Source organism: Desulfosporosinus sp. OT (genome assembly GCF_000224515.1).
In the GTDB taxonomy this organism is placed as follows: domain Bacteria; phylum Bacillota; class Desulfitobacteriia; order Desulfitobacteriales; family Desulfitobacteriaceae; genus Desulfosporosinus.
This window is the reverse complement of sequence record NZ_AGAF01000112.1, coordinates 13309-37454: the sequence shown is the minus strand read 5'-3', so window position 1 is coordinate 37454 and position 24146 is coordinate 13309. Positions and strand designations below refer to the sequence as shown.

The window sequence follows — 24146 nt, the reverse complement described above, 5'->3', positions numbered from 1 at the left end:
AATCAAAAAGAAGGCGTCCTTCTAAAGATGAAGAACGCCTTCTTTTTGGTTACTCCGTAATGTTTTGGGGAATCTCTAAACATGCTCTAAAGTTGAATTAATTTTCTGCCGTTTTATGATATAATCAAATAATTAATTTTGATGAATTTCGACATTGATGCGGAGCATAGATGTTTTGTCTTGTCGATGAGGGGGATGGGCTTTGAAAGTACTTGCCATTAATCCGGGTTCAACGTCGACGAAAGTCGCGGCCTATGAGAATGAAACTTGTCTTTGGAAGCAAGGGATAGATCACCCAGCCAGTGAAATCAATGCCTTTGTTCGCGTGGGGGATCAATCTGAATATCGAATTGAACTGATTTTAAAAGTTTTGGAGGAAAAAGGGACTTTGCTTGACAACTTTGATGCTGTAGTTGGACGGGGTGGTATGCTCAAGCCATTAGTCGGAGGAACTTACGTGGTTGATGATGCTCTTGTTAAGGTCTTATATGATGCGCCAGGGGGGGAACATGCTTCCAACTTAGGAGGAATCATTGCGTTTCACTTGGGGCAGAGAATCAAAGTTCCTGTCTATATAGTGGACCCTGTTTCAGTTGATGAGATGGAGCCGGTAGCTTGGCTTTCCGGACTTCCTGAGCTACCTCGTTTAAGCTTCTCTCACGCCTTAAATATGAAGGCAGTTGCCCGTAAAGTGGCCCGTGAGATGGGAAAATCGTATCAGGATGTAAACTTGATTGTCGCCCACTTAGGCGGGGGGATTTCTGTGGCCCCTCACCGCAAAGGAAAAATGATTGATGTGAATAACGCGAATAATGAAGGCCCTTATTCGCTAGAACGGAGTGGCACATTACCAGCTTATCAACTTGTTAAACTTTGCTATTCTGGTAAGTATTCTGAGAAAGAACTACTCGCTAAAATCACTAAAGAAGGTGGACTGTTCGCTTATCTCGGATTAAAGGATGGACGAGTTGCTGAACAACGGATGAATGAAGGGGACCAGGACGCTAAGCTTGTCTTAGAGGGCTTGTGCTATCAAGTGGCCAAAGAAATTGGCGCGATGGCCACCGTGTTGGCGGGAGACGTAGATCGGATTATTTTAACAGGTGGTCTCGCTCACTCTGAATTTATAACCCGCGAGATCATTCAACGTGTTTCCTTTATTTCCTCAGTAGTGGTAGTCCCAGGAGAAGAAGAGATGGAGGCCTTGGCTCTGGGTGCGTTAAGGGTTCTGCAGGGCGAAGAAGTAGCGTTGAGGTACTAGGTTATAGCAGGGTTAAAAAATGGGGTGTAAAAAGAATAATGCGATTTAGCGGATTTGAGTCGTTACTTGACAGGGCAAAGAGCAAGGGCCGGGCAAAGGTTGCCGTGGCTGTGGCTGCAGATAAAGAAGTGTTGGAGGCCATTAAGATAGCAGAAAAGGAAGGGCTCATTACTCCTATTCTCGTCGGCGATGGTGAACAGATTAAGCGATTAGCTCATGAGATTGGGTTAAGTTTAAAAAAAGCTGAATTGATTGATGAATCCCTCCCTGAAGTAGCTGCTCATAAGGCTGTTGATGCTGTGGTTAATGGACAAGCCCATTTTTTAATGAAAGGTCAAATAAATAGCTCTGATTTTTTGAGAGCTGTATTGCGGCCCGTCCGAGGATTGCGGACAGGGCGCTTACTCAGTCACTTCGCTGCATTTCAAGTTCCCGGGTTTTCCCGTTTGCTCTTCGTGACCGATGGAGGGATGAATATTGCGCCGAACTTGGCGCAGAAAAAAGAAATTCTGGATAACGGTTTATTATACCTGAAGGGTATTGGGATGGATTTGGTGAATGTAATAGTTTTAGCCGCGAATGAAGTGGCGAACGCGAAAATGCCAGCGACGATGGATGCCCAGGCCTTAGCAGAGATGAGTCGAGCAGGTGAATTCCCGGGTGCAATCGTGGAGGGGCCGTTGGCTCTCGATGGAGCTGTGAGTGCGGCTGCGTTGAAGCACAAGGGGATCGCCAGTCAGATCAATGGGGATGTCGACCTATTACTAGTTCCCACTATTGAAGTCGGAAATGTATTGGGAAAATCTATGGTTTACTTTGCTGGAGCAACGATGGCAGGAATTGTGCTAGGGGCGCAGGTTCCAATTGTCATGACATCAAGAAATGATACCCCAAGGAGCAAATTCATGGCCTTAAGCATGGCTGCTCTGAGTCGAGGATCATGAGTATGCTGAGATCAACTTTGCTAGAGCGTCGAGTGCTGGTTTTGGTAGGAGGGTATGGCGCCGGAAAAACTCAATTATCCATTAGTTTGGCTTTAAAGTGGGCAAGGGACGGCCATCGTGTGGCGTTGGTGGATCTTGACCTCATTAATCCCTATTTCCGGTTGCGGGAAATAACAAAGCCTTTAGAAGACGAAGGGATTGAAGTGATTCGCCCAGAGGGTGATTTGGCCTTCGCAGAGAACCCATCCCTACCGCCACAAATTGACGGCGCTTTACGGGATACTACAAGGCGCGTGGTACTCGATGTTGGAGGAAATGAAACCGGCGCAACGATAGTAGGGAGATATCATACTCTACTTAAAGCGGCAGATGTAGCGGTTTTCCAAGTTGTGAATATTTTCCGTCCGTTCAGTAACACGATTGAAGAGATCGAGAGCCTAAGAATGGATATAGAAAGAAAATCTCACCTTAAAGTTCAGGGTTGGATCAATAATTCGAATCTAATCGATTGGACGACCCTTGAAGATTGGCAATCGGCAAAAAAATTAATGCAAACCCTTATTGAGCAGAGTAAAATACCTATAGTTGCTTGTGGCGTTAACCCGCTATGGGCTGAAAAAGTTGGACTTGCGTGGGAGCCGGATTGGATCCCAGTTGAGCGGTATCTAAACTTGGGTTGGAAGAGCTCGGTTAAAGGCCAGTGAACCAAGCATGAGGACAGTACTTCCACTTAGCTGAGTGGAGTCTCTTACGTGGATAGCAAAGAGGAGGGGAAAAGGAATGAAAAGTTATGTCAAGATTAACACGGAACGTTGCAAAAGCTGCGGGCTCTGTGTGCACGCTTGCCCGAAAAAGATCTTAAGTATCGGGGAAGTGGCAAATAGCAAAGGTTATTATGCTGCTGAAGTGAAAGACCAAAGTGAATGCATTGGATGTGCCTTTTGCGCTTTGATCTGTCCGGATTTGGCCTTAGAAGTATATCGTGAGGAGAAAGGAGAGTGAGTCTGGAATGGCACTGTTAATGAAGGGAAATGAAGCGATCGCTGAAGCAGCGATTCAAGCCGGATGTCGTTTGTTTTATGGATACCCGATTACTCCGTCAACGGAAATTCCGGAGTATATGGCCAAGAAGATGAAGGCGGTAGGCGGAACCTATCTCCAAGCGGAGAGCGAAGTCGCTGCCATTTATATGGTCTATGGGGCGGGAGCAGTGGGAGAAAGGGTCATGACAGGGACGTCCAGTCCAGGATTTAGTTTGATGCAAGAAGGATTATCGTTTCTTTTTGCTGCAGAGATTCCGTGTGTGATCATTGATGTTATGCGAGGTGGTCCGGGACTGGGAGGGTTAGGTCCTACGCAAGCAGACTATTTCCAATTGACGAAAGGTGGTGGCCATGGAGATTACCATGCCATAGTTCTCGCCCCATCCTCTGTTCAAGAAATGGTCGATTTAACCAAAGAGGCATTCGATTTAGCGGATTATTATCGTAATTTGGTTATTATTGCAGTGGACGGGATCTTGGGGCAAATGATGGAGCCTGTGGAGTTCCCACCGTATGAGGGACGGAAGCTAGAACCGAAAACCTGGGCAGCTAGTGGAGCAGAAGGCCGTTCTAAGAATAACGTAATTAGCTATTACCTTACTCCAGAGATTGGAGAAAAAGAAAATAGTCGTTGGGGCGCAAAGATGTTGCGAATCAAAGAATCCGAACAGCGCTTTGTGGAGTACAGAATGGATGATGCTGAATACGCCTTTGTCGCCTTCGGAACTTGTGCAAGGATTACGGAAACCGTTGTCGATATGCTCCGTGAAGAAGGTATAAACGTCGGGCTATATCGTCCCATAACGCTTTGGCCATTTCCCGAAAAAGGTTTATCAGCACGGATAAATCAGATAAAGGGCTGGATGAGTATCGAACTGAGTGCCGGACAAATGGTGGATGATGTTAAGCTTGTTGTCAACGGCAAAGCCCCTGTTGGCTTTTATGGCCGTCAAGGCGGGATGACGCCGGAGCCAGAAGAAGTGGTTGCTGCCTTTAAAGCGCAGTTGTTAGGAGGGGTGCAGGGATGAAATCAATTTTTACTAAAACGACAGGGCTAAGTGATCGTCCTTTTCATTATTGTCCAGGTTGTACACATGGGATTATTCATCGTTTGATCGGTGAACTTCTGGAAGAAATGAACTTAATTGAAAACACGATTGGGGTTGCGCCAGTGGGGTGTTCAGGGTTTTGTGAAAACTACTTTATGTGTGATATGATCGGTGCCGCACACGGGCGCGCAGTTGCAGTAGCGACTGGCGCGAAACGAGCACGGCCGGACCGTTTTGTTTTTACTTATCAGGGTGATGGGGACGGAGCCTCGATTGGCCTTGCGGAAACTATGTCGGCTGCGGCCCGCGGAGAAAGAATCACGTCAATCTTTGTCAATAACTGCATTTATGGTATGACTGGAGGTCAAATGGCACCAACCTCTCTTGTAGGGCAAAAGACTTCGACATCACCCTATGGCCGAGATGCTATGACAATGGGTTATCCACTGGATCTGCCTAAAGTCTTGACTCAAATTGAAGGCGCGGTCTATGTGGCCTCCGTTTCAGTCGATACTCCGCAAGCGATTAAGGAAGCCAAGAAAGCTCTTAGAAAAGCGTTCCAAGTCCAACGGGACGGCTTAGGCTATTCTTTTGTTAGCATCCTCTCGACTTGTCCGACGAATTGGGGAGTTACCCCGGTCGAAGCCTTGGAATGGTTGCAAACTAAGATGAAACCGAACTTTACTCTTGGAGAACTGAAAGTTCCGGCAACCGAAGGGGGGAGCGAAGCATGAATTCAGCGCTCACAAAGTATAAATTTGCTGGGTTTGGCGGCCAAGGCGTTTTGTTTATCGGGAAAGTGATGGCTCAAGCTGGGATGCTTAGCAAACAACAGGTGACCTGGTTCCCGGCCTATGGTCCAGAAATGCGGGGGGGAACGGCCAACTGTTCCGTGGTTATTTCGACAAAACGGATTGGTTCGCCCACAGTAGGAAAACCGGATATTGCCATCGTAATGAATGAGGCTTCTTATCACAAGTTTGTTGACAGTGTGGTTCCAGGCGGAACGCTGTATGTTAATTCTTCCATGGTTCCGGAACTGCGGAGTAGAGAGGATATCCGGTTTGTACGTGTTCCGGTTAACGAAATCGCCCATGAAATAGGTGAGGCCAAAGTGGCCAATATTGTCATGCTTGGTGCTATGCAGGCAATCACCCCGTCGGTAGCGGATGATATGCTGGAAAAAGCCCTTATGGAGTTGGCTGGTAAGAAGCCAGAACTCGCAGAATTAAATGCTAGAGCCCTTAATGCAGGTAAAGAATTCGCTAAGAATTTATGATAATCACCAAACGCCTCGTCACTCCTATCAGGAAAATGAGACGTTTTTTGTCGCTCACAGCGCCATAACTATGCCAAATCGCTATTTTGCTAATTCATAAATTCATTACCATTTTTCTCTTTTATAATTATACCTGAGTCAGGTGTCTCACCTGCAAAATCTATGTTTTCTCGAGTTTCAGTGGCGGAATTAAACCATTTAACTATGTTTATAAGCTCTTCTTGATTTGCATCACGACCACCATTTTCCAGCCCATAATGTCATGCTAGATATATCTTCAACTGATACCTTTTATTTAAGAAGAAAAAGCTCGTGAACTTCATGTAATGTGAAGTTCACGAGCTTTTAGATGCTGCCTACGTTTCAGCATCTTCTGAAGTTTCAGGGCTGACTCTGTCGTTTAAACGCCCTGCATGTCGGACCGCCTCCCGAAGTAAAAACTCAATGTGTGCATTTACACTGCGAAATTCATCGGCAGCCCAACGTTCTAAGGAAGCGTAAAGTTTGGGATCAAGCCGTAAGGGGTACTGCTTTTTTGCCATATATCCACATCCATTGTAGAGCTACTCTTGTGCTCAGACTAAAGTTAGATTTGAATAATTTATATTTTAATAGACTGTTCCAGTATTAACTACAGGTTGAATAGCACGTTCAGAAACAATAGATACTAGGAGATTATTAACCATAGCCGCTTTGCGCTCTTCATCAAGCGTAACGACACCATCTTTTTCGATTCGTTCGATTGCCATTTGAACCATGCCTACAGCACCTTCTACAATGATTTGGCGGGCAGAAAGGATGGCAGAAGCCTGTTGCCGTTGAAGCATGGCGCCTGCAATTTCGGTAGCATAGGCTAAATGGGTAAGACGGGCTTCGGTTACTTGGACACCAGCGAGAATGAGGCGTTGCTGAAGTTCGTTCATTAATTCAGAAGATACTTCTTCAGGATTACCTCGCAGGGAAAACCCATTTCCTTCGAAATTATCATAGGCGTAACGAGTTGCTACGTGTCGTAAAGCTGTTTCACTTTGAATTTCCACGAATTGCTCATATTTTTCGACATCGAAAATTGCCTTAGCGGTATCAACCACATGAAAAACGACAACAGCAGCTATCTCGACCGGGTTACCTTCAATGTCGTTGACCTTGAGAGTTTTACTGTTGAAATTTCGTACTCGTAAGGAAATTCCTTTACGAACTGCTAACGGGAAACATAGCCATAGTCCTGGTTCGCGGATCGTTCCAAGATAATTCCCGAAAAAGACCAGTGCATAGGCCTTATTCGGTTGAACCACTAAAATACCGGTTCCAAGGACAATAGCCAGAATAATTAGAGGGATACCTACCATATTTTCCTGTACAACTAAGGCTATTCCGCCAACAAAGAGAGCGAGCATCAGGATCAGGGCGAGGTAACCATTAACAGCCCAAGCTTTCTTTTCGATCATTTCGAAGCATCTCCTTTAGATTTATTTCTTTACTTCAATGTCTAGGCATTGATGTAAAGGTTATGGGAGTCCAATTAGCTTTGATATTAATATGATATCACTTTAGTATTAAGGTGTAAAGCGAATGACTAGAACTAGATGAGTACAAACGGGTGAAAAAGGTCATTTTAATATTGAACACTATCTAGATCAAAACATAGAAAGGAGTATGCGCTATGACTCAAGCAAAGAGTCCTCAACCTACTTTTCCTGCCCAGCATCAAGATCAACAACCGGGATTTGAATCCTTGATGAATCCAAAACCTATATCCGAAGATGCAGCCTATTCGGCAAGCGCTAAGTTGATAGGGAAAGTTGCTATTATTACTGGAGGAGACAGCGGAATCGGTCGGGCTGTATCGATTGCCTTTGCCAAAGAAGGGGCCGATGTTGTGATTGCCTATTTGAATGAACATAATGATGCTTTGGAAACAAAAGCACGTGTGGAGCAATTAGGGCACCGTTGTTTGGTTCTAGCAGGGGATGTTGGAGATGAAGCTTTCTGTCTGGATGTAGTGGGGCAGACACTTCAGAATTTCGGAAAAATTGATATTGTCGTTAACAACGCCGGCGAACAACACCCGCAGAATAGTTTGCTTGATGTGACGACTGCCCAGCTTGAAAGGACTTTTCGCACCAACATTTTTAGTTACTTCTTTTTAACTAAAGCTTCGTTACCGCATCTTAAGTCAGGGAGTGTAATTATCAATACAACATCGATCACGGCGTATGAGGGGCATGATCAACTGATTGATTATTCAGCAACTAAAGGTGCTGTCGTTTCCTTTACTCGTTCATTGTCTGAATCTCTATGCAAATTGGGGATTCGTGTCAATGGAGTTGCTCCGGGCCCAATTTGGACACCCTTAATACCGGCATCTTTTCAAGCGGATCAAGTGGCAACCTTCGGTAGTACGACACCTATGAAACGAGCGGGTCAACCCAAAGAGTTAGCGCCAACTTATGTGTTTTTAGCTTCCGAAGATTCCTCTTATATGTCGGGACAGATCCTTCATGTCAACGGGGGAACTATTGTTAATGGGTAGGGTACGAGATGAAGTGCTCTTTTCCTCTGGCGGGGACGTTTTGAGAGGGTAATAAGTACAACGTTGAAGGCAGGGCAGAATCAACCTACAATTGTCCTGCCTCTTTTGAGGTTTAGTTTATGAATTAGTTAAGTTGCAAATATTTTGGGAAATTTTTCACATAGTAACTTATACTAAACTATGGTATATTCTAACAGTCTATTTTACTGTTTATTGTGATTCATCTCACATTACATTAATAAGCTATTCTTTATAATTGAGAAGACGGGGTACTAAAAGTTAGATTGAGAAGTTGAAAAGAGGGATAACTATGTTTGCAAGACTGAGAAAGCATGCTTCAATAAGACATGTTGTTCAAATTCTCTTCGCTATCGCAGTTGCTTATATCGGAATAACATTTGTTCTTTTCGTCGACCAGGTTTTGAATAACTCACTGCCAAGTTTAAGCCGACCTGCAGGCGTAGAGGCCTTTTTGCCGATCAGTGCCCTAGTCGGGCTGAAAGCTTGGATAGCGACTGGTGTATTCGACCCGATCCATCCCGCCGGCTTAATGATTTTCCTAGCAGCAATCGCGGTTTCCTTGTTGTTTAAAAGGGCTTTCTGTTCTTGGATTTGCCCGATCGGGACGCTGTCCGAAGGTTTGGCTATGATTGGAAGGATGATATTTGGGCGAAATTTTAGGGTTCCTAAAGTGTTGGATTATTTCCTCCGCTCACTGAAATATATTATTTTATTCTTTTTCGTGATGGTAATCTTCTTTGGGATGAGTGGAGCTGAAGCTACGGCTTTCTTGCAAACGCCTTACAATATGGTTTCAGATGTTAAAATGCTTAAATTTGTTCAACACATAGGCACATTTGGGATGACTGTCATTGGTCTGCTTGTAATGCTTTCGATAATCTACGAGAATTTTTGGTGCCGCTACCTGTGTCCTTATGGTGGGCTTCTGGGGCTCTTCAGCATCCTTAGCCCGTTTAAGGTCACTCGTAACCTAACTACTTGTATTGGGTGTGGAAAATGCACGAAGAGTTGCCCGAACCACATCCAAGTAGAACAGGCGGATCGTGTCTGGTCTCCAGAGTGCACGGGTTGTTTAAATTGTATTCAGCAATGTCCAGTTAAAGAAACGTTGGAGTTTAAGGCAGCGAAGGGAAAGCGATCACTTTCTCCCAAAATCCTCGCCTGCTGTCTGCTTGTAATGTGGGCAGTGTGGATAATTATAGCGAAATCCACAGGACATTGGGAGACACATATGACGATGGAGATGTACAGGGGACTAATTCCTATGGTAGATCAAATTGGGCAATAGGAGGAGGAAATGTCTTCGCATCCTGCGCCGGCAGGTTCCCTTTAGGGATCACGGCTTCGGCGATACTCTTCACTGGAGACTATCGTACTGGAGACTATCGTGTTCGCACACACTGCATTGCTATTCGCTTGACGCAATTCCGTTAATGTGCTCTCTTAGCAAAGAAACTTCCTCTAGCATGATAAGATGACGCTTGGTGATGAAAAAAGATACACCTCATAGGAACGTTTTTCGTTTCTGTGGTGGGTGTATCTTTCTTTGAGTTATTCTGCTACTGGAAGGCTGCGGTAAGTGGCTCTTTCTCCAAATCTTCACCTATAAAGCTAATGATTCCTGTCGTGACACCTGAAGATTCAATTATAGAATAATGTCCATCGACATAATGGAATTCAAGATAGCCACTATCCGATTTAACAAATCCTTTGCCTCTTAATATAGTGCCATAATCTCCATTTTTACACTTTTGGAGGATGCTTTCCAAGTGCTCTATACTGAGGATTCTGGAGGTTCGTAGTCCTATTGACTCAAAATCGTGACTCAGCGAGTGGGCAATGTCATTGCTTGTTATTACTGTTTTTTTGTCTATCAGACCTAAAAGTTCCTGATTAGACAGCTCAGTCCAGTTCTTGGTTAGGATTGTTGCCGTTTCATTTAACACGTGCAACTCTAATTCAATTTGGGAAATTTCTTCAGCCAAGAGAAACTGCGTTTTACTAACAACTAAGGATGATGCGTTACAAATCTGACTTTTAAAGAAGGCAGAGTAACTATGAAGGTGGCTGGAAAAATTCTGGGCATCAACAACTGTCGTCACGGAGTTAACATAACACTCAGAGGAAATTTCAGGATCCTTAAAGAGATCGAATATCTCACCTATTACAAATATGCCAGACGGTTCAAAGATTATTCTGTCGATCTTTTGCTTGAGAATTTCTTTTAAGGTGAAGATAAAATCTCCTTTAAGTTTACAACAAACACATCCGTTAGAGATTTCATAAATCTCAAAGCCTTCAATTTCTAAGACTTCACGATCGACACTGACATCGCCAAATTCGTTTTCTATTAACACGACTTTTTCACGACTATCGAGAGAATTGAGGATCTTCCGAATTAATGTTGTTTTGCCTGATCCTAAAAAGCCAGAAATTATATCGAATTTTACCATAAGATCTACCTCCTATGATTAGCGGGAGAAATTTGTCCCTTAAATTAGCTTATCATAACTGGTCGGCTTAACCATGGATTATTCTGTAGTAATTTGGATTTTTCTTATCCCTGTTTGCTTAATTAACCCTAACAATGAGGTTTGTCATGTAATCAGATCACTATTCAGTATGCCAGAAAATCAGGCTTCTGAGCTAAATCTTGCATGGTATCGATTACTCTTTGTTGAACAACTAGGTAGGATTTATCAATTTAAAACAAGATCGTCCATAGCAAAGAAAGGTGCCAAGGAACTAGAATAAAGACAACAGAAAAAACAAAGTATTTCGAACATTTGCGAAATTGGTGAAAGCTAATGAGCCAAGGAAAGGATGTGAGGCAGCCTTTCAATTGTATTCGTACCGATGAGAGTTTTACAGGATGTCTAGATTATATGATGCAAAACATGTCAATAGCTAACAATTTCAATTAAAAATAAAACAAATTAGGAGGCAACAAAATGTTTGATTTTTCAGGATTAAGTAATGCTGTTATCGCAGGAGACGAAGAGGTTGTTCTTGATTTAGCGCAAAAAGCTCTAGATGCAAAAGTTGATCCTCTTTCAGTTATTAATGATGGACTTATTGCAGGGATGAATGTCGTGGGTGCTCGTTTTAAAGTTAACGACATGTATGTGCCGGAAGTTTTGATGTCCGCTGCGGCCATGAAAGCTGGCGTGGCTCTCGTAAAGCCGTTGTTAACCAGTGGTGAGACAGCAAATAAGGGAACCGTTATCATTGGAACGGTTACTGGCGATTTACATGATATTGGGAAAAGCTTAGTTGGAATGATGTTAGAATGCTCTGGTTATGCAGTAGTTGACTTGGGCGTGGATGTTTCAGGGGATGATTTTGTAGCTGCAGTTAAGGCCAATAAGGCAGGAATAGTAGCTCTTTCCTGCATGTTGACGACAACTATGTTGCAAATGAAAACAACAATTGAAACATTAGTTGCTCAAGGCGTACGTAATGATGTTAAAGTCATTATTGGTGGCGCTCCAATAACTCAAGAGTTCTCGGACAACATTGGTTCCGATGGTTATGCGACAGATGCTGCCGGTGCAGTTGATCTGGTTACGAAGTTATTAAACTAAATATTAAGAAACATTAGGAGGGAATATTGTGGCTGTAAAGTATACTGAGTTAGCTTACACTAATGTCGATGAATTCGTTTACGGGAGTGCCAAGAAACCTGTCGTATGTGCTAATGGGATGGTTATCGGTGGAGGAACAGTCTATCCGGAACTGAACTGCACTCTGCCAATGATGTTAATCACTGAAGAAACTATGCCAAAGGTATTGGCACAGTATGAAGAAATGCTTCACGGCGTCTGCTCTATGGGAGTTGAATTAAAAGTTCCTGGAATGTTAGTTGAAATTGAACTTTTGCCTCCTTGTACCTTTAATCCTCAATGGGGCATTGATGTTACAAAAGTTGTTAAAGGTGTAATGAAGGAATATGAGCAAAAATTTGGCTTAAAGAGCTTGTTAAGAATGACACCTGTCGATGTCCGTGAAGGTAAGACTCTTAAACATATGTACAAAGGCGCAGAGTGGGACCAAGTTATCGATACGATGAAGGGTTGCGCTGCTAACGGAGCAGACTTCTTATCGATCGAGTCCATTGGAGGAAAACACCTGCACGATGAATCAGTCATGAATATTGACCTGCCTAAGGCTGTGTTCTCTTTAGGGATCGTTGGCTGCCGTGACATGAAAATTCTGTGGGATGAAATTGTAAAAATTGCCGCTGATAATAATATTTTACCTGCTGGAGATACTGCTTGCGGTTTTGCTAATACATCGATGGTCATGGGTCATAAGAACTTTATCCCTAAAGTGTTTGCTGCTATTGACAGAGTTATGTGTGCCGTCAGAACTATGGTAGCGGTCGAATCTGGTGCTGTTGGACCAGATAAAGATTGCGGTTATGAGGGAGTTTATCTCAAAGCTATTACAGGAACACCAATTTCCATGGAAGGAAGAGTTGCTGCTTGTGCTCATTCCAGTGCGGTAGGTAACGTATCCTTAGCCTTGGCAGATTGCTGGAGTAATGAATCCGTAGAAAATGTAAGGCTGTTAGGTAATATGGCTCCTACGGTATCCATGGAGCAGCTTGCCTATGACTGCCGTCAAATGAACGTTGCTACGGAAAAAGGCTTTGCCCTTCAAATGAGAGATATCCTGGTAGAATCCGATAATAAATATGATCCTACAGCCTATATCATGACCCCTGCCGTTGTCCTGAAAATTGCTGGTGAAATTGTTAAAGGTAAAACTCACTTTGAACGGACAAAAATTGCCGCGGGCGCTACGATTACTGAATTGCGAGCTGCAGCTCAAGCTGGTCTCTTAGAGCTTGGTCCTAAAGAAATTAAATATCTTGACATTTTCGAAAAGCAACTTAAAGGTATTCCAGATGATGAAGCTAAGTTTACAGCTGATATGATTAAAGCGAATCCAAAACATGATCTTGGAATGTACGATATTTCATAGATTTCTGAAAGCAGATTACTTTTTTCAATAAAATCTTAGGGCGCTCAAATTTCCTGTGGGGTAGACACTATTGGTACCTGGCGGGGATTTGAGTGCTTTATTGCATTATTTTTTATCATTATTATTTTTACATAATTCTAAATTTTTCGACTTGAAACTGCAATTAACAGCTTCATTATGTTATAATGTATATATAACTCCTTTGTAAAGGCCTAGTGCATCACAAGGGATTATTGTATTAAATTGAAGTGATTTGTGAGATTGCGACTTATTTACAAGATGCCATTACTTGAATTTATATATACAGAGGTGTCAAGAGGTTTACTTTCTTTGGTATTATAAAAGTGTGAAGCTGACTTCGGAGGTGGGAATGTGAATCAGGCAAACATCACTCCTGAAAAGGAATCACAATGGTTAGAGAAACTAGTAGGGCGGAATCTTCTGGAAAAAATGCTATGTTCTTTTTCAAAATCTACTGGATTAAAGGCGATACTTGTTGATACTCAGGGAAATACGCTTGTTTCTACGGACCATGAGATTAAGGACTGCAGTTTCTGTCGCAAGATCAGGGCTGATAGTTCTGGAATACGAAAATGTCAGAGGTCATACGCTCGAGCGTGTACTGAAGCAGCTAAATATGGTGAGCCTTATATTTTCAGGTGCCATGCAGGCTTGATAATGTGGGCAGCACCGATTGTTTTAAATGAATATGTATTTTCTATTATCTGTGGACAAGTTCTTATGTGGGAGCCGGAAGATTATTTTTTGGAAGAAATTGAGGAAATGGTCAAGGGGCTTGATGTAGATGTTTCTGCAGTTAAGTGGGCAGCTGCCCAATTAGAGGTAATGTCAAGTGATAAGGTGCAGGCAGCGGCAGATCTTTTGTTTATCGTTGCGAATCAAATTATGAAAAGCGGTATGACAGTCTTGGAGCAAAGACGGAACATCACCGCTCAACAGGCGAGGCTGGCAGAGGAAATACAGGCTCGTAAGCGTTCCGAAGTTGCCATGCGTACAATTGAGTCTAGAGCAGTTAGTATTAATTCCTTAGACAAAGAACATGAACTAAAGACGATGGTGCGTAATGGTGAAAAGCGAGCAGCCCAACAACTACTCGAAAATTTGTTAGTGGATATTATAGAAATTAATCTGGAACATTTAGATACCGTCAAAACAAGAGTCGTTGAACTTGTTGTAATTATTTCGAGAGCAGCCGTGGATGGAGGCGCTGATTTAAATGCTATCCTCCAGCAAAATTCGTTATTTTATCTGGAGTTGCTTAAGATAACGAAGACTGAAGAAATCTGCCTCTGGGCCAGAGATATGTTAGAAACATTTATGAATCAAATAGATCTCAACAAAGATCAAAAAAATCTTCAAGCCATTCAGAAAGCGGCAGAATATATTAGAAAGAATTATCGAAATAAGATAACTATTGAAGATATAGCACAGGTAGTTTATCTCAGTCCATGTTATGTAAGCAGAATTTTTAAACAGGGTCTTGGCTGCACTTTGATGGAATACTTGACTCAAGTAAGGGTAGAAGAAGCTAAAACAATGTTAAAAAACCCAAAATATAATGTTATGCAAGTTGCTGAAGAGAGTGGTTTTGAGGATCCCGCCTACTTCACAAGAGTTTTTAAGAAACTTGAAGGAATTACTCCAAGTAGATATAAGCAATATGCTTTATAAACTATGCAGTTGCCGAGGGAGTGAACTTTGTTGATAACTTCAGAATTAGAATTAATAACAAAAGCATTAATAAAAGGACAAGCTAATCGGGTCAAAACTCTTACCATACTGGCTATTGAGAACGGGATAGAACCTCGAACTATCCTTGAAAATGCTTTAATGCCAGGTATGCAGGAAATTGGAGGACAATTTAGAGATAACATCATTTACATTTCCGATGTCTTAATTGCCTCTCGAGCCATGCATGCGGGTTTGCACGTATTGAAGCCGTTTTTATCGAATCCCCAGCAATCTTCATTAGGTAAGGTAGTTATTGGCACTGTAGCCGGAGATTTACATGATATTGGGAAAAATTTAATTACAATGATGTTTCGGGGTGCTGGATTTGAAGTAATTGATCTTGGAATTGATGTCCAACCTGAGGACTTTGCGCAAGCAATTTTAGACCACGAGCCCGACATCCTGGCTATGTCGGCCATGCTTACGACCACTTTAGGTATGATGTCCGAAACAATAAGAGAACTTAATCGTCGAGATCTCCGTCACAAAGTTAAGATAATTATCGGTGGAAGCCCAGCAACCCAAGAGTTTGCACGTGCTATCAAAGCCGATGGTTTTGCTGTCGATGTAATGAAAGCGGTTGATTTAGCAATTGAACTTATTAGCTAAAGTAACAATAAGGTGTAAAATCTCACAAAACAACCATACTGCATCATTAAATAATAACAAAATGATATAAAGAAAGGGAGAGAGGAGCAATATTTTATTGCTCCTCTCTCCCTAATTTGAGTCTTGCTTAATGGAAAATAGTCTAACTCTGGTCGGCAGAGCCAAGAATATAAGTTAAGATAGATCAAGATAAAACAAGAATATCCATGTCAAAATCAACTATATAAGACTAAAATAATAATATCAAATTATCTAGATTATTCACTCTAGATAATAAATTCAGTATTTTTAGACGATTAGATTAAATGGAATTATGAACAAAGCTCAGATTTAGGTAAAACAAGGTAGTTTGAGGGTCATAAGTGAGTGGGGAAGGTTAGAAATGTTATTTAATTTTAAGGAGGAAAAGTAATGTTAATTGTAGGGGAACTTATTAATGCAAGCCGTAAAGCCATTGGAGCAGCTATTACAGAAAAAAATGTTGAATTCATCCAAAAGGTGGCCAAGGATCAGTTTGAGGCTGGGTCACATTATATTGATGTTAACGCCGGGATCTATCTTGATAAAGAACCGGAATATCTTTCTTGGCTCGTGAAAACTGTTCAGGAAGTTGTAGATTGCCCTTGCTGTTTAGATAGTCCTTCCCCAGCAGCCATTACAGCAGCACTTTCTGTGCACAAAGGCACGCCTATGATCAACTCTATCTCTTTGGAAAAAGATCGCTATGAGGCGTTGCTTCCCGTGCTTTCAGGAACAGACCTAAAAGTTGTGGCGCTTTGCATGAGCGATGATGGAATGCCTGAAACAATGGCAGATCGGTTGAAAATTGCGGATAAACTCATTAATGGGCTTGTTCAAGCCAATGTGCCGATTGGTAACATTTATGTAGATCCTTTGGTACAGCCAGTCTCTGTAAACAACACATTTGCTATGGAATTTATTAATTCAGTTGAGGCCATTATGACTCAGTTTAAAGGGGTTCATACAATGTGTGGACTATCTAACATATCTTATGGTTTACCGGAACGGAAATTTATGAATCGTGGCTTCGCGGTTATGGCCATTGCCAAAGGGTTGGATGGCATGATCGTTGACCCGTTGGATAAAATGATGATGGCTAATATAGTCTCGGCTGAGGCACTAGCTGGACGAGATGCATACTGTGCCAAATATCTCAAGGCTTATCGGAACAAGCAATTCGAATTTTAGATATAATGTGGTTTTAGATCCCCTTCTCCAACAATAGAAGGGGATGCTCTTTTTAATTTTTGGACTCCAGGTTATAAATGAAATATGACCATAAATGAGTGAATAATGGAGAATGGGTCAATGTACAAAAAGATGTCATTGGCCTATTTGAAGATAATGTTTACGAATTATGGTGCTAAACTAGTATATTGCTTAAGTCGATACTGATGGTGAGAAAATAAGATGAATTGAAGGAAATCAAAAGAATGTGGAGAATGTTTAGGTAATGAGTTCTGATGGAAAAAGACTTTGCTGGTTGGGGAATGAAGGAAAATTGGACTGAATACAGTTGGAGTGAGGGGATCGCCATAAAGATTAAACTCATTGGTTGTGATTCCACCATGAACGAAGTATATTCGCTGGGAATTCCAGAAACTATGGATTGTGAGTTCTTAGATTTTAATTACCATGGCAAACCAGATTTGCTTCATGTGCGACTTCAGGAAATTATTAACCAAAGTCAGGATTATGATTTGATTATTACTACCTATAGTAGATGTTCAAACGTTGTCGTCGGTTTGCTGTCCCAACGAGTACCTATGCTTTTACCACGAACTCACGATTGTATTTCTCTTCTCCTTGGTTCGAATGAAAGGCAACTTAAATTGCTTAAGAAAAATCCAGGAACCTACTATTTCAGTCGAGGGTGGCTGGACTATGGGCGGACTCCCTATGCTGAGTATTTAGAATACGTGGATCGTTTTGGGCCGGAAAAGGCTACTGATCTTATTAAAATGTTATATGGTAGTTACAATAACGCGGTCTTAATCGTTACACTGGGAACGAAAGACATCGAGAAATACAGAGAAAAGGTTCGTCAGATTGCTGACTTTTTTGGATGGAATGTAGGCGAAGAAGAAGGGGATCTTCAACTTTTAACTACCGTATTAAATGGGAACACTGGGGCAGACACGGTTTATGTTGCACCAGGACAGACGATTACAGTAGATATGTTGGCAGGAGGTTAATTATGCAAATAACAATACTCCCGAATAGGGTTATGTCAACGATGGAAAATGAAACTTTAATGGAAGCTCTGATTCGTCATCATCTTCCTGTACAAAATATATGTAACGGCAAAGGAACTTGTGGTAAATGCAAAGTTCGAATGACAGGACACGTCACTCCACCAAGTGAACGTGATTTAGAGCATCTCAATGACACAGAGATCAAGGCCGGAATTCGACTTGCCTGTGCAGTGAAGCCAGAAGAGGGAATGCTCATTGAACTTAATTTTGTAGAAAGTCAGGACCGGAAAGAAAGTGTCCTCCTTGGCTTAAAGGCAACTACCTTAAATCCCGGCATTGAAAAGGTTTTTGTGAAGTCCAGTATACCGTCGCTAGCGGATGAGCGGGGAGACTGGGATCGATTTGTAGATGAACTAAGCTTTGTCACAGGCAAAAGCTATGATAAAGCAAGTCTTTATGTATTAAGTAAAGTTCCTGCTGTCTTACGCGCGGGTGAATTCGCCCTAACGGCTACAGTTTATGGGGACGAGATTTTGGATGTTGAAGCAGGTGACACAACAAAACGTTTTTATGGTGTTGCAATCGATATCGGCACAACCAGCGTAGCGGCGGCTTTAGTCGATCTGAATCAGGGAAATATTGTAAAGGTTGTTTCTGCAGAAAATGAACAAACCGCATATGGCGCAGATGTGATTTCTCGTATAACCTATGCCCGAGAGAGCCAAGAAAATGCCTTAACACTGCGTGCTTCCGTTAGAAGGACAATTAATCATTTGTTGGAAGAACTTGCCTCCCAAACTAATGTAAGTAAGAATGAGATGTACAAGATGACGCTTGTTGGCAATACTACCATGCATCATCTCTTCATTGGACTAGAGATATCGCATTTGGCAGTCTCACCTTTCGTCTCCGTTTGCAATAGACCACTGGAATTCACGGCCGATGAATTGGGGATGGAAATTAATCCAAGAGGAAAAATTCTATTCTTACCAAACATCGGAAGTTTTGTTGGAGCGGATACGGTAGGGGCAATAAAGGGGGCTCCTGCAGTCTTAGAACCAGGTAATCATTTGCTGATTGACTTAGGAACCAACTGTGAACTATTTTTGAAAACAGAAGACACAATGATAGCTTGTTCTACGGCTGCTGGGCCGGCATTTGAGGGTGCTGGTATAGCTCATGGAATGAGGGCGAAAATAGGCGCCATTGAAGGGGTGTCCCTTACAACTGAAGGGCAAGTAATCTGTCAAGTGATCGGAGAGCAGGAACCTATTGGGATTTGCGGCTCAGGTCTTATTGAAGGGATTGACGAGCTAAGGAAAGTTGGGGTTGTTAACAAACAGGGCAAGATTGTTGATCCGGAAAAGTCTCCAACGCTTTCCCCAGAGCTAGGCAAACGAATTCGCATGGGTGAAAAAGGGCGTGAATTTGTCTTAACTTATGGAACTGACCAAGGATTTGATGTAACCTTAAGTCAAAAAGACATTGGGGAATTGCAGTTAGCTAAAGGGGCAGTATGCGCAGGGATAAAGACGTTGGTAGAAATGGCCAAAATCACTATAGCAGACCTTGATTCGGTGACTTTATCGGGGACCTTCGCTACCTACCTTAAAGCGATCAATATTTTAAATATTGGTCTTGTTCCGGATATCGCCCCAGAGAAAATTAAGACAGTGGGCAATGCTGCCCATGTGGGGGCGCTTATGGCCCTGATTGATCAGCAAGAGTTTACTAAGGCAGGCGAGTTATATCATAGAATTAGCCATGTCGAACTTGGTGGAAGTCCTAAATTTTCCAATTATTTCATGACCAGCATGTACCTAGAAAGGAACAGTTAAAATTTTTTTAACAATGAAAACTAAAAATTTGAAAATTTCTATAAATTATGCTTAAGAAGAGTTATAATGGTACAAAGAGAGAGTTTTGTCCAGATGTCCAGAAGTAATAGACGAAAAAGGAGAGGAACTGAGAAATGGAAAACAAGTTCAAAGAGTCAATACTTGACAAGAACGTGCTATCCGTGACGTGGGAGCTCGTGCCCGGGAGGGGCGCAAATGAAAAGGCCCAGCAAAGTGCTATCGCTTCTTCAGAACAAGCTGCTAAAGGTGGCAGGGTCCATGCACTAACCATCACTGATAACCCTGGTGGTAATCCGGCGATGCTCGCGGATTATCTGGGAGTGGAAATTCTTGGTATGGGTATTGAGCCGTTAGTACATTTTACCTGTAAAGATAAGAATCGAAACCAAATGGAAAGTCAATTATATGCTCTAGACCGTGCGAAAGTTCGTAACCTCTTAGTTATGACAGGAGACTATACGTATACGGGATTTGAAGGACGCCCTAAACCAGTCTTTGACCTGGATCCCTGCAATGCCCTAAAATTAATTAGTGAAATGAATAAGGGATTAGAAATTCCCGGCATGAAGGGACCAACTTATCACGCGCCTAGTGACTTTTTCGCAGGAGCAGCCTTTTCTCCATTCAAGGCCACAGAGGCTGAACTAATGGTCCAATACTACAAGTTGAAGAAGAAAATTGAAGGCGGCGCTAAATTCATCGTTTGTCAGCTCGGTTACGATGCTCGGAAGTTCCATGAAGTCATTCAGTTCTTGAAGGTTAATAAATTAGATATTCCAGTTGTGGGAAATATTTATGTTCTCCCATATGGAGCAGCAAATGTCATGAATCAAAATAAGTTGCCTGGCTGCGTTGTCACTGACAAACTTTTGGCAGAACTTAACACGGAAAAAACTGCTGCTGATAAAGGCGTTGGTACGCGTATGTTAAGGGCAGCCAAATTGTATGCCATTCTAAAAGGCATTGGCTGTGCTGGGGTTCATATCGGAGGTCACAACCTTAAACACGAACAAGTGGAATACATCATCGACGAAGGAGAAAAGCTATTCCCGAAATGGCAAGAGCTGGTCAAGGAATTTGATTATCCTCAACCCAACGGATTCTATTACTTTGAAAAAGATGAAAAAACTGGTCTTAATACTGACCGACCCACAAATCGCGCAAAACTCCCATTAGATGCTCCAGTCGGTATGGGCTATTCGTTCATGCGGAAAATGCATGCTCTTGCGTTCACACCTAACAAAAAACTATTCGGTATGATGCGCGGGATTTATATTTCTGCTGAGGGTAAGAAACGCATGAAGAAATTACATTTCTTTGAGCATATGGCAAAAGTTGCAATGCTTGATTGTAAGGATTGTGGAGACTGTGCTATGCTGGATCTGGCCTATCTCTGCCCTATGTCTCAATGCCCTAAAAATCAACGCAATGGAGCTTGTGGGGGAAGCTTTAATGGTTGGTGTGAGATATATCCCAATGAGAAGAAATGTTTCTGGGTCAGAGTTTATGCTAGACTTAAGAGTCATGGAGAAGAAAGATCATTAGATGTGCCTATGGTTCCACCGCCTAATTGGGATTTCTATCAGACATCTTCTTGGGCTAATTTCTATTTGGGGAAAGACCATTCGGCGCCAATCCTAGGTATTAAACGTCCGCCGAGTAAGGTTCCAGCCAGTAAATAGTAATTCTGGCCAGCCTGTAACTTTTATACACGCTATAATTATCTATTTGTATTGTCACAAGAACTTAACATTATTTTAATTTTTGGAGGGCATTAAGATGGCAACAGGGGTTATACACAGTGGTGTCTGCGGTTTTACCATTAACGTCAAAGCTGTTTGCGAAGATCGCCATAAGGTGAAATTGGAGATAACAAGCGATTGTCCCAATTACCAAAAAATTGCTCAAGAACTAACAGAAGTTGATGCCTTCAAAGAAATTTTTCAAAAACTTCATATGGGGACAGTCTATCAAACGTTTGCAAAATATAGTCCGCATCCAAGTTGTCCTGGTGTATCAGGAATTATGAAAACTATCGAAGTGGCAGCAGGTTTGGCGTTGCCACAAAATGCCAGCATTCAGATAACGAAGGAATAACGTTAAAGATAATCATAAAAGAGACCCAGTAATGATTTAGCAGGATCGTTACTGGGTCTCTTTATAGAATGTGCTCGGTTTAAGAACGTAAAATAGAGTAGATAGTGGTTAACTATCTACTCTATTGAATTTGTTCAGGTTCCAAATCTACAACTGCATATGCTCGCTATTAAAGCATAAATAACATTTGAGCATATGTGGGAAGCGGCCAAATTTCAGCGTCAATCATGGTTTCAAGTTGATCTCCATCGACTCGGAGGTCTTGCATTGCTGTGAACACGACATCACGATAACAAACGGCTTGCTTGTAGGCATCTGTTATGTCGGTCGCTTCTTGAACACCTTTTTCAAGAGTGGCTAATTTTGCTTTGAAAGAAACAAGGGTTGAGCAAACATCGTTTAGAAGTTCTGCTTGAGCAGAGACATCTACTGCATCGGATGCAGATTTAATAGCATTGATCGATGTCGCCAGTTGGGTAGAATATTTGACTGCTGCGGGCATAATCATATTTTTAGCCATATTGATCATGGTTAGAGCCTCAATATTAATTTGTTTGGTATACTGCTCTAAATTGATTTCATAACGGGATTCCACCTCGGTACGGTTTAATACTTTATGCTTTTCATATAAGTCTACAGTAGCCTCACGAGTTAGAATTAGATTGGCATCAACAGTTGATTTAATATTGGGGAGTCCGCGTTTTGCGGCTTCTTCAACCCATTCTTCTGAATAACCGTTGCCGTCAAAGAGGATCCGTTTGTGGTTTGTGGCGGTTTCCTTAAGGAGCTCTTGAAGGGCTTTATCAAAGTCTGGCGCTTGTTCCAGACGATCAGCGAATTGCGAAAGTATTTCAGCTACAATCAGGTTAAGGACTACGTTAGGTCCGGCAATAGATTGCGAGGAAGCAACCATCCGAAATTCAAATTTGTTCCCAGTAAACGCGAAGGGAGAAGTGCGATTGCGATCGGTCGAATCTTTTTGGAATGCTGGCAAGGTCTTTACGCCGCTGGCCAATTTTTCTCCTTGGAGGGAGCGATTAATTGTTCCATTTTGTAATTGTTCGATAATATCGGAGAGCTGATCTCCGAGGAATATGGAGATAATAGCTGGTGGTGCTTCGTTTGCACCGAGACGGTGGTCATTACCGGGGTTTGCTGCTGAAAGTCGGAGTAACTCCGCATAATCATCAACTGCTTTGATTACAGCACAAATCATCGTCAGGAATTGGAAATTTTCGTGGGGGGTTTGGCCGGGTTCGAGGAGGTTGTGACCATCATCTGTGGACATAGACCAGTTGTTATGTTTACCGGAACCATTGATTCCAGCGTAAGGTTTTTCATGAAGCAAGCAGACCATGTCATGTTTAAGGGCCACTTTTTTCAGGCTGTCCATGACAAGTTGGTTATGGTCGGTGGCGATATTCGTGGTCCCAAATATTGGTGCGAGTTCAAACTGAGCGGGAGCCACCTCATTATGTTGGGTTTTGGCAAGAACACCTAGTTTCCACAATTCAACGTTTAGTTCATGCATAAAAGCGGCTATGCGTGTCTTAAGACTTCCGAAGTAATGGTCTTCTAACTCTTGGCCCTTGGGAGCCATAGCCCCAAATAATGTGCGGCCAGTTAACATGAGGTCCATCCGTTTTTCGAAGAATTTTTTGTCCACGAGGAAATACTCTTGCTCTGGTCCAACGGTACTAATGACTCGCTTAGTTGTTGTATTGCCAAAGAGTTTTAATATGCGCATAGCTTGTATAGAGAGCGCCTCCATGGAGCGTAAGAGAGGAGTTTTTCTGTCGAGGGCTTCTCCAGTGTAAGAACAGAAGGCGGTGGGTATGCATAAGGTTAAGGTGCCACCATCTTCTTTAAGGAAAGCAGGGGAGGTGCAGTCCCATGCTGTATAGCCTCTTGCTTCAAACGTGGCGCGAATTCCGCCACTGGGGAAAGAGGATGCATCGGGCTCGCCTTGAATTAGTTCCTTACCGGAAAATTCCATATTAACGAGGCCATGGTTTGCTGGGGAGATAAAGGAGTCATGTTTTTCAGCAGTGATTCCAGTTAAGGGTTGGAACCAGTGAGTAAAATGCGTTGCCCCTTTTTCGATTGCCCAATCCTTCATGGCATTGGCAACGATTTCAGCGACAGCGGGATCAAGCGGAAGTCTACCTTCGATCGTTTTACGCAGGGATTTGTATGTTGCTTTCGGTAAACGCTCTCTCATTACAGCGTCATTAAAGACATTTTCTCCAAAAATTTTCATTATGCTTTTTACCCCTTTCAAGACTTGGAATATTTTGTAAGCTGTAAAGAAACAAAAAGATCCCCCTCAAAGATTGTTTTTCAAATCTTTAAGAAGCATCATTGCTCCAACCGAATATACTATAAATTTATCACTTTATTAGATAACTGACAAGAAAAATTTTAGAAGTATACAGTATTTGTGTCATTAATAGAAGTCTTAATGTAACTTAGATAAGATTAAGTCTTTTGAATTCAA

Annotated in this window: 22 protein-coding genes; 18 read left to right on the top strand and 4 right to left on the bottom strand. The window is 42.3% G+C overall.

What is annotated here, in order from left to right:
* The first annotated feature begins 202 nt into the window (after positions 1–202).
* The 7 genes from buk (at position 203) to DOT_RS10290 (ending at position 5576) form a co-directional block, all read left to right on the top strand.
* Complete coding sequence (buk, locus tag DOT_RS10320) at positions 203–1261, top strand: butyrate kinase (RefSeq protein ID WP_009617973.1); 1059 nt, start codon at positions 203–205, stop codon at positions 1259–1261.
* Positions 1262–1299: 38 nt separating this feature from the next.
* Positions 1300–2205, top strand: a complete 906-nt coding sequence (locus DOT_RS10315; protein ID WP_009617972.1) for a bifunctional enoyl-CoA hydratase/phosphate acetyltransferase — start codon at positions 1300–1302, stop codon at positions 2203–2205.
* Between the two features lie 2 nt (positions 2206–2207).
* Positions 2208–2909, top strand: coding sequence for a hypothetical protein (locus DOT_RS10310; RefSeq protein ID WP_050809860.1), 702 nt, complete (start codon positions 2208–2210; stop codon positions 2907–2909).
* Positions 2910–2985: 76 nt separating this feature from the next.
* Positions 2986–3207 (top strand): ferredoxin family protein, encoded by a 222-nt coding sequence (locus DOT_RS10305; RefSeq protein WP_009617967.1) that lies wholly within the window; start codon positions 2986–2988, stop codon positions 3205–3207.
* 7 nt (positions 3208–3214) lie between these two features.
* Positions 3215–4276, top strand: coding sequence for a 3-methyl-2-oxobutanoate dehydrogenase subunit VorB (vorB, locus tag DOT_RS10300; protein ID WP_009617965.1), 1062 nt, complete (start codon positions 3215–3217; stop codon positions 4274–4276).
* A complete protein-coding gene (locus tag DOT_RS10295; RefSeq protein WP_009617963.1) occupies positions 4273–5031 on the top strand; it encodes a thiamine pyrophosphate-dependent enzyme in 759 nt (252 codons plus the stop codon). The genes vorB and DOT_RS10295 overlap by 4 nt, the downstream gene beginning before the upstream one ends.
* Positions 5028–5576 carry a 2-oxoacid:acceptor oxidoreductase family protein gene (locus tag DOT_RS10290; RefSeq protein ID WP_009617961.1) on the top strand — a complete coding sequence of 183 codons (549 nt, stop codon included), beginning with the start codon at positions 5028–5030 and terminating at the stop codon, positions 5574–5576. Before DOT_RS10295 ends, DOT_RS10290 begins: the two co-directional genes overlap by 4 nt.
* A gap of 356 nt (positions 5577–5932) precedes the next feature.
* Here DOT_RS10290 and DOT_RS10285 read toward each other — a convergent pair whose 3' ends face one another.
* Positions 5933–6118: a hypothetical protein gene (locus DOT_RS10285; protein ID WP_009617959.1), complete on the bottom strand. Its 186-nt coding sequence runs from the start codon at positions 6116–6118 to the stop codon at positions 5933–5935.
* 66 nt (positions 6119–6184) lie between these two features.
* Entirely contained in the window at positions 6185–7024 is an 840-nt protein-coding gene (locus tag DOT_RS10280) for an SPFH domain-containing protein (protein ID WP_009617958.1), read from the bottom strand.
* 215 nt (positions 7025–7239) lie between these two features.
* Here DOT_RS10280 and DOT_RS10275 point away from each other — a divergent pair, with 215 nt between their 5' ends.
* Positions 7240–8109, top strand: coding sequence for an SDR family oxidoreductase (locus DOT_RS10275; RefSeq protein ID WP_009617957.1), 870 nt, complete (start codon positions 7240–7242; stop codon positions 8107–8109).
* Positions 8110–8419: 310 nt separating this feature from the next.
* Complete coding sequence (locus DOT_RS10270) at positions 8420–9418, top strand: 4Fe-4S binding protein (protein WP_009617956.1); 999 nt, start codon at positions 8420–8422, stop codon at positions 9416–9418.
* 271 nt (positions 9419–9689) lie between these two features.
* Here DOT_RS10270 and DOT_RS10265 read toward each other — a convergent pair whose 3' ends face one another.
* Positions 9690–10583, bottom strand: coding sequence for a GTP-binding protein (locus DOT_RS10265; RefSeq protein ID WP_009617954.1), 894 nt, complete (start codon positions 10581–10583; stop codon positions 9690–9692).
* 498 nt (positions 10584–11081) lie between these two features.
* Here DOT_RS10265 and DOT_RS10260 point away from each other — a divergent pair, with 498 nt between their 5' ends.
* The 9 genes from DOT_RS10260 (at position 11082) to DOT_RS10220 (ending at position 21649) form a co-directional block, all read left to right on the top strand.
* Complete coding sequence (locus DOT_RS10260; protein ID WP_009617949.1) at positions 11082–11714, top strand: corrinoid protein; 633 nt, start codon at positions 11082–11084, stop codon at positions 11712–11714.
* A 28-nt stretch (positions 11715–11742) separates the two neighbouring features.
* Positions 11743–13116: a methyltransferase MtaB domain-containing protein gene (locus DOT_RS10255; protein ID WP_009617947.1), complete on the top strand. Its 1374-nt coding sequence runs from the start codon at positions 11743–11745 to the stop codon at positions 13114–13116.
* 372 nt (positions 13117–13488) lie between these two features.
* Positions 13489–14808, top strand: a complete 1320-nt coding sequence (locus DOT_RS10250; RefSeq protein ID WP_009617945.1) for a PocR ligand-binding domain-containing protein — start codon at positions 13489–13491, stop codon at positions 14806–14808.
* Positions 14809–14838: 30 nt separating this feature from the next.
* Positions 14839–15477, top strand: coding sequence for a corrinoid protein (locus DOT_RS10245; RefSeq protein WP_009617943.1), 639 nt, complete (start codon positions 14839–14841; stop codon positions 15475–15477).
* 411 nt (positions 15478–15888) lie between these two features.
* On the top strand, positions 15889–16686 hold the full coding sequence (locus DOT_RS10240) for a methyltetrahydrofolate cobalamin methyltransferase (protein ID WP_009617941.1): 798 nt from the start codon (positions 15889–15891) through the stop codon (positions 16684–16686).
* A 275-nt stretch (positions 16687–16961) separates the two neighbouring features.
* On the top strand, positions 16962–17693 hold the full coding sequence (locus DOT_RS10235; protein ID WP_009617940.1) for a DUF1638 domain-containing protein: 732 nt from the start codon (positions 16962–16964) through the stop codon (positions 17691–17693).
* Positions 17694–17695: 2 nt separating this feature from the next.
* Positions 17696–19531 carry an ASKHA domain-containing protein gene (locus DOT_RS10230; RefSeq protein ID WP_009617939.1) on the top strand — a complete coding sequence of 612 codons (1836 nt, stop codon included), beginning with the start codon at positions 17696–17698 and terminating at the stop codon, positions 19529–19531.
* Positions 19532–19665: 134 nt separating this feature from the next.
* Positions 19666–21234 (top strand): methylenetetrahydrofolate reductase C-terminal domain-containing protein, encoded by a 1569-nt coding sequence (locus tag DOT_RS10225; protein WP_009617938.1) that lies wholly within the window; start codon positions 19666–19668, stop codon positions 21232–21234.
* A gap of 97 nt (positions 21235–21331) precedes the next feature.
* Positions 21332–21649: a hypothetical protein gene (locus tag DOT_RS10220; RefSeq protein WP_009617937.1), complete on the top strand. Its 318-nt coding sequence runs from the start codon at positions 21332–21334 to the stop codon at positions 21647–21649.
* A 169-nt stretch (positions 21650–21818) separates the two neighbouring features.
* On the opposite strand, the gene DOT_RS10215 is transcribed toward DOT_RS10220, so the two are convergent.
* Positions 21819–23909: a glutamine synthetase III gene (locus DOT_RS10215; protein WP_009617935.1), complete on the bottom strand. Its 2091-nt coding sequence runs from the start codon at positions 23907–23909 to the stop codon at positions 21819–21821.
* Positions 23910–24146: the final 237 nt, after the last annotated feature.